The sequence below is a fragment of the Paenibacillus sp. P4_E11 genome (assembly GCF_056401635.1).
Map to the genome: position 1 here is coordinate 1 of NZ_JBFUIX010000182.1, position 5,752 is coordinate 5,752.

Annotated in this window: 3 protein-coding genes; 1 reads left to right on the plus strand and 2 read right to left on the minus strand. The window is 45.6% G+C overall.

What is annotated here, in order from left to right:
- A partial coding sequence (locus tag AC1DWB_RS30620) for an ABC transporter substrate-binding protein (RefSeq protein WP_477544879.1) occupies window positions 1-640 on the minus strand: 640 nt, incomplete at its 3' end.
- A gap of 458 nt (window positions 641-1,098) precedes the next feature.
- Here AC1DWB_RS30620 and AC1DWB_RS30625 point away from each other — a divergent pair.
- Window positions 1,099-1,917 carry a helix-turn-helix domain-containing protein gene (locus AC1DWB_RS30625; protein ID WP_477544880.1) on the plus strand — a complete coding sequence of 273 codons (819 nt, stop codon included), beginning with the start codon at window positions 1,099-1,101 and terminating at the stop codon, window positions 1,915-1,917.
- Between the two features lie 89 nt (window positions 1,918-2,006).
- Here AC1DWB_RS30625 and AC1DWB_RS30630 read toward each other — a convergent pair.
- Window positions 2,007-5,752 (minus strand): carbohydrate binding domain-containing protein (locus AC1DWB_RS30630; protein WP_477544881.1); only part of this gene is annotated, 3,746 nt, incomplete at its 5' end.

Below are 5,752 nucleotides of genomic sequence, written 5' to 3' on the forward strand. Positions count from 1 at the left end.
GGGTAATACTTGACGAAACAGCGAATCCATATTGATCCGTCTTGCCGTCACCATTCGTGTCCTTTGTCAATTTCTTGGCTGCATCTAACATATCCTCGTAAGTCCAGTTATCTGTCGGGAGCGGAATCCCTACATCCGTAAACATTTTCTTATTGTAAGCGAGCGCTACCGGATTAATCCCATGTGGTATTCCATATACCTTACCGTTAGGCGCTTTTGCTGCATAGAGCCCTGATATATAGTCGGCATCTTTTAAATCTTTAGTGATATAAGGGGATAAGTCTTCGGCAACGCCGCGGTTCCCATATCCAAGTATGATCGCATTTTCCTGAAACCAAATATCAGGAGCAGTACCGCCCGCGATTTCCGTTGTGATCTTTGTCGAAAAATCACTCCAAGGTGCTTCGACGATCTCTGTCTTGATGTTAGGAAATTTTGCAATAAAGCCGTCAATTATTTCCTTCTTCGTTACGTCATAAGCTCCTGGAAGACCGATTTTCAGTTTCATTTCTTTTGGTGCTTTTGAAGCTTCTGGAGCTGTAGACGGAGATGGAGATGAAGTACCGTTATCACCAGTACTGCAAGCTGATAATGAGAGCGCTAACAAAGAAACCACTGCTAACTGAATATTTTTTTTCAATTTAACCCCTCCTATTTTTGGTTACGAGTCTAACATTAGAAATCGACAACATTTTAAGACAAATTTCGCAAATTCCCATAAAACCATTGACATAAAAAAATAAGGGTAACTATAATCAGAAGAGAACAAAATCGATTTCCATCTTCTTGGTCCTTTCCAAAATCTTGTCGGCCACTACATGGTCCATGGCAGCCGTTATCGCAACTTGTGCTTTCCTTTCCCTCCTCGCTTAATTTCTGAGTCACCTTAACCTGTTGCCACTAGCGCTGGTATGATGGGCAGGGATAGGTTTCCCTCTCTGTTTATCCGCACCCCTTTAAGATGTTCCCTTCACATTACTTCTGATAGCGGTTTTATACGCTATTTCAATTTTACTATTAGACCAGTTACTTTAAAATGTACATTCTTATAACATAGTATAGATGTTCTTTCATGAAAAGGTTAGGAGGGACAGCCGTATGTCCAAGCTTTGGCAAATTCGATCAAAAGCGAAATATTATGTATATTGGAACCGAAAGAGCCAATTTTCCAAAGAAACGGACAAGTATGAGAAATGGTGTGCTTTTGCTGTGGAGGATGGAGAATTTGCTTATTGGATTGGGGATGCACGTGGAACAGCTGTTGCCGGGGATCTGGTGTTCTGTCCACCTGGTATTCTGTTTCACCGTAAAGTGATTATGCCGCTATCGTTTCATTATTTTTACTTTGATTGGATACATGTTGATAAAGGCACTGTGGTGTCGCACGATCCAGAACTGGCGAAAAGACTCTCAGGAAAAGCTTCGCTTACCGAAACGAATCGGTTGAAATCGGTATTCGCTTCTTTGCGCTCCTTTCCTCATACTGTGGCTTCCGATCATGTCTTGAGGTGGGTCGACCACCTGCTGGATGATCTGTTGTTTCTGTATGCAACGGAGCATCATTTGGTTCCCATGCACATCGAAAGGACGACCTCCGATCCTTTAATGGACCAGGCCGCCATGTCGATCAAACGCCAAGCCTTCGCGGAAGTCAGCTTGCTGAATGTTGCCACTGCTTTCGGTTTGACGCCCGTTCAATTTTCCAGAAGGTTTGCCGCTGCCTACAAGATGAACCCCCTCGAATATCTGACCTCGCTTCGGCTGGAGCGCGCGCGCTCTCTTTTGCGTGAATCCGATCTGAACCTGGAGGAAATTGCAGAACAATGCGGATATCAAAACGGTTCCTACATCAGTAGGCTGTTCGCCAAAAAGCTACGCATTACCCCATCAGAATTCCGCAAAAAACATCGGCTCTAACCGAAAAAAAAGGAAGACGCAGAGTTCTCAGCCCCGTCTTCCTTACTATCCATGCTTTCGCTCCATTTAGTCAGAACCGCCAACATTCTCTATTCGGAGACATTCCTCATATACACATCGTCCAACCAAGCATCTCCATTGGCGGCCGTATCCATTTGGAACACGATCTCGACTTTGGTTGTATTAGGTTGGGGCGTATATTGAAATTCGTATTGTTTCCAATCGGATCCTTTGTCAGCTGTAACGAATGTCTGACGGACAGTCATCCCGGAGCTGTTGATTTCTCTCACTCCAAACACAACGCTGCCGGCCGTCGATTCGTTTTTCATCCATCCCTGAACCAGATAGGTTACCCCTTGCGTAACTTCAATCGTGTACGTCGTAGTGTTAACCCTGATCATAGCATTTTGACTGTTTGGCGATAAATGGACAGAGCTTTGTCCGCTATGGAACACATCGTGAACCCAATGCGCATCCGCACTTCTCAACGCCCAACCATCCGGTTTATTGCCAGACGCAGATTGTTTTTCAAATCCGCTGTTATGAATCAGATTCCGGTCATAATTTATTTGCAACGGCAGAACGGAAAGTACATTCTCTCCAATCCTCGATTCTATCGCAAGCCCATACACCCCTTCTGTGACGGATGAAGATATGATTGCCTTACCATGAACAACCATACTCCCGTGTGCAGACACTTCAACAAACGGTTCCAATTCGATCGTGATTCCTTCCAAATCGGAGTGCGATAGGTCTACAGTTAAATTATCGTTCGTATAATTGGTCAATTGGACGTCAAAAGGATAACTACCTGGCCGCTTAACTTCTATGATGCCAGGATCAAGATTGGCAACTACTAGCAACTTTCTCATATACACATCGTCCAGCCACGCCTTTCCATTGGCGGCCGTATCCATCTGGAACACGATATCAACCCTATTTGTTGTAGGCTGTGCCGTAAATCGAAGTTCATATTGTTTCCAATCAGATCCCTTGTCCGCTGCCTTAAATGTCTGGCGGACAGTCGTTCCGGAACTGCTGATTTCTCTCAAACCAAATACAACGCTGCCTGCTGTTGATTCGTTTTTCATCCATCCCTGGACTAGATAGGTTTCACCTGGTGTAACGTCAATCGTATACTTAGTTGAATTGATCCTGTTATTCGGATTTGTAACGTCAGGCGATAAACCGACGGAATACTGGCCGCTATGGACGGTTTGAGAATCCCAGATCCCCGAAGTCCGCAATGACCAACCATCCAGCCCCCCTAATATCGGATGCTGTTCGAAGCTTCCGTTATATACCATATTTTTATCAACGATTACATCGAGTCCTAAATCCTTATTCGCGATTCCATTTACCTTCGATAGTACTGCAAATAAATATTTCCCCTCTGTAACAGAAGAAGCTATGTTTATTGTCCCTTGAACAGTCGTTTTCTCGTGTGCTGCCAGCACGAATGATGATCTTGTCAAGGCCACCGATAGTCCGCCAGCCCCATCCAGCACCTGTCCAATCAGTTCGATTTCTGCAGGCTTGCCCGATTGATTATTCAATTGGATGACAAACGGATAGCTTCCCGCCTGTTTAGCCTCAATTGTGCCCGGTTCGACCTTCATATCAACCATCTTCCGGATCTCGTACGTCTGCGACTGTACGTTTGAAACCAACGTTCCCTTATACCGAAATTCGGTCTTTAACGTAACCGGATACTGTCCAACGGCATCCGCACGTATATCGAAGGTTTTCTCGAATTGGACGTTTTCTCCTTTCTGCAAGGTTCCGACACTTTCTGTAGCGTGCGATGCATCAGCGGCATCCGGGAATTCGACAGTAACGCTCAGATCCGAGAAATCGGCATCAGCCAAATGATGCAATTGAACGGTTATGGTTGCAGTATCTCCTGCAATCATCGGAACCGGAACGGTCTGAAAATCTACCCGGATCAAGGAGCCTGCTATCGAATCGAGGCAATCTCCCGTTTGCTGGATCGCAGCCAGCAGTTGATCGCGCTTTTCTTCGATCGCGGAATCATTCTGCTGCGTCACCMATAACTGGAGCAGATCCAATTTGTGTTGGACAAGGATGGACTTGTTTACTACTGTCCCCATGTTTGGCGTACTGGCTGTCAACTCGTTCTTAATATTTTCCAGTTGTCCGATGAGTTGCGTCGTCCGAGCGTTCCAAGCGTTGTGTTGAATGAGCGATCTGGCGTCTTGCATCAGCGACTCTGCTTTCTGTATTGAAATCGAAAACGGGGTTAATTTGTAGATCAGAACCTGTTCCGGCCGCAGCGTCACATCCAGTTTATTGTCCAAACTGCTGCTGACGTCGGGCTGATCGCCATACAACAACTCCAGCTCGTAACCGCTAAAGTCGAGCGGAATGGATACTGTCTGTTGTTGCTTGGTTAGATTGAGGGCGACTGCATATTGCTCGTTTCCATGTTGCCATAAACCCCATTGCGTCGTGTCCGAATTGTAACCTGCTGTTTTCTGTGATCTCGTGACCAGTTCAGCAATGAGCTGTAGCTCCGTTCGAAAACGAACAAGGCCTGGCCATAGCTCGGAAGTCATTAGGTTCCAGCCCGGATCACGAAGGGAATAATACCCGATTCCTTGTGCACCCGATAGGACCGCCTGATATGCCATATTGCGAATCTCGTCAATGGTCGGCAAATAAGTCCATACCGTACCCGGTACACGGAAGGTTTGCAGCAATGACCAGACCGGTTTTTGATCTCTAACAGCTCTGTTTGCGGCCTCCACATGATCGGTAAGAGTCGAAATCGGAGTACTTGGCAACGGATAATGGTCAATGACGAAAATATCTGTTGCCTTCGATGCAATTTCGTAATCCTCCGCATTAATTTCTACCATATAAGTGGGATGAATCGTATCGATTGATCTGATATTCCGATAAGATTCCAGCAATTCCTCCACAGGGATACCATTTGGAGTTGGTTCATCCATGATCATCCATGCAAGCAACGCTGGGTGATTCTTGAATCGGCTAATAAACTGGCGGTTTAGTTCGAAATTTTCCTTTACCTTCATATTGGGATACAGCGGTACGAGCACCTTCAGGTTGTTCGCTTGTGCCGTGTCTAGTATATGTTGCAAAACGGCTTCACTGGTCGTTACTTTGCCCTGAACTGTATTGACACCTATTTCCTGCATACGGGCATAATCGCTTGTATCGGCATGGTAGGCAATGATCGGATAGAATGGCTCGTTGTCTACAAGAATAGGTCCGTTGGCGGGCAGCGCTTCGGGGCGATCCCACCGATATATGGTTGTTCCGTATTCCTCGATGATCTGCCCATTCCCATCTTTGAGTACAGCCTCTACCTTGTATGGTTTTTGCAGCGCCATGTGGGTTAAATCGAACGGAATCTCCATCTCTGATGCTGCGGCCAAATCGCTGCTTTGTTGAATAATTTCCTCCGAAGCTTCGTCAATTATTCGTACTTCCACTCTCTTAGAATGAAGTGCTTCTGACGGTATATTCAAAGTCAAACTAACTTTTCCTTGCGTCAAGTCGCTGTAATAATAATTATGATCCATCAAAAAGGACATCATCGGTTTCTGCTTGCTGACCTTGACAGCAACATCATCAAAATAAACTTTGCCAGTACCGTACAAACGGAGATACACGTATGCGTACTTCGCTCCTCTGGGAGCTACCGTCTCAGCCTTATATGGCTGCCAATCGCCGGTCAATTGGGATGCTTCCAAAGAATACCCCACTGCATTGATCCAATTTCCTGCTGTATTCTCGTATCCTTTATAATACTCGACTTTATATCCTGCGCTTTGTTTAACCCCTACAGATC

Coding starts and splice junctions, on each gene's coding strand:
- AC1DWB_RS30625 (WP_477544880.1), top strand. CDS start 1,099: ATGTCCAAGCTTTGGCAAATTCGATCAAAAGCGAAATATTATGTATAT.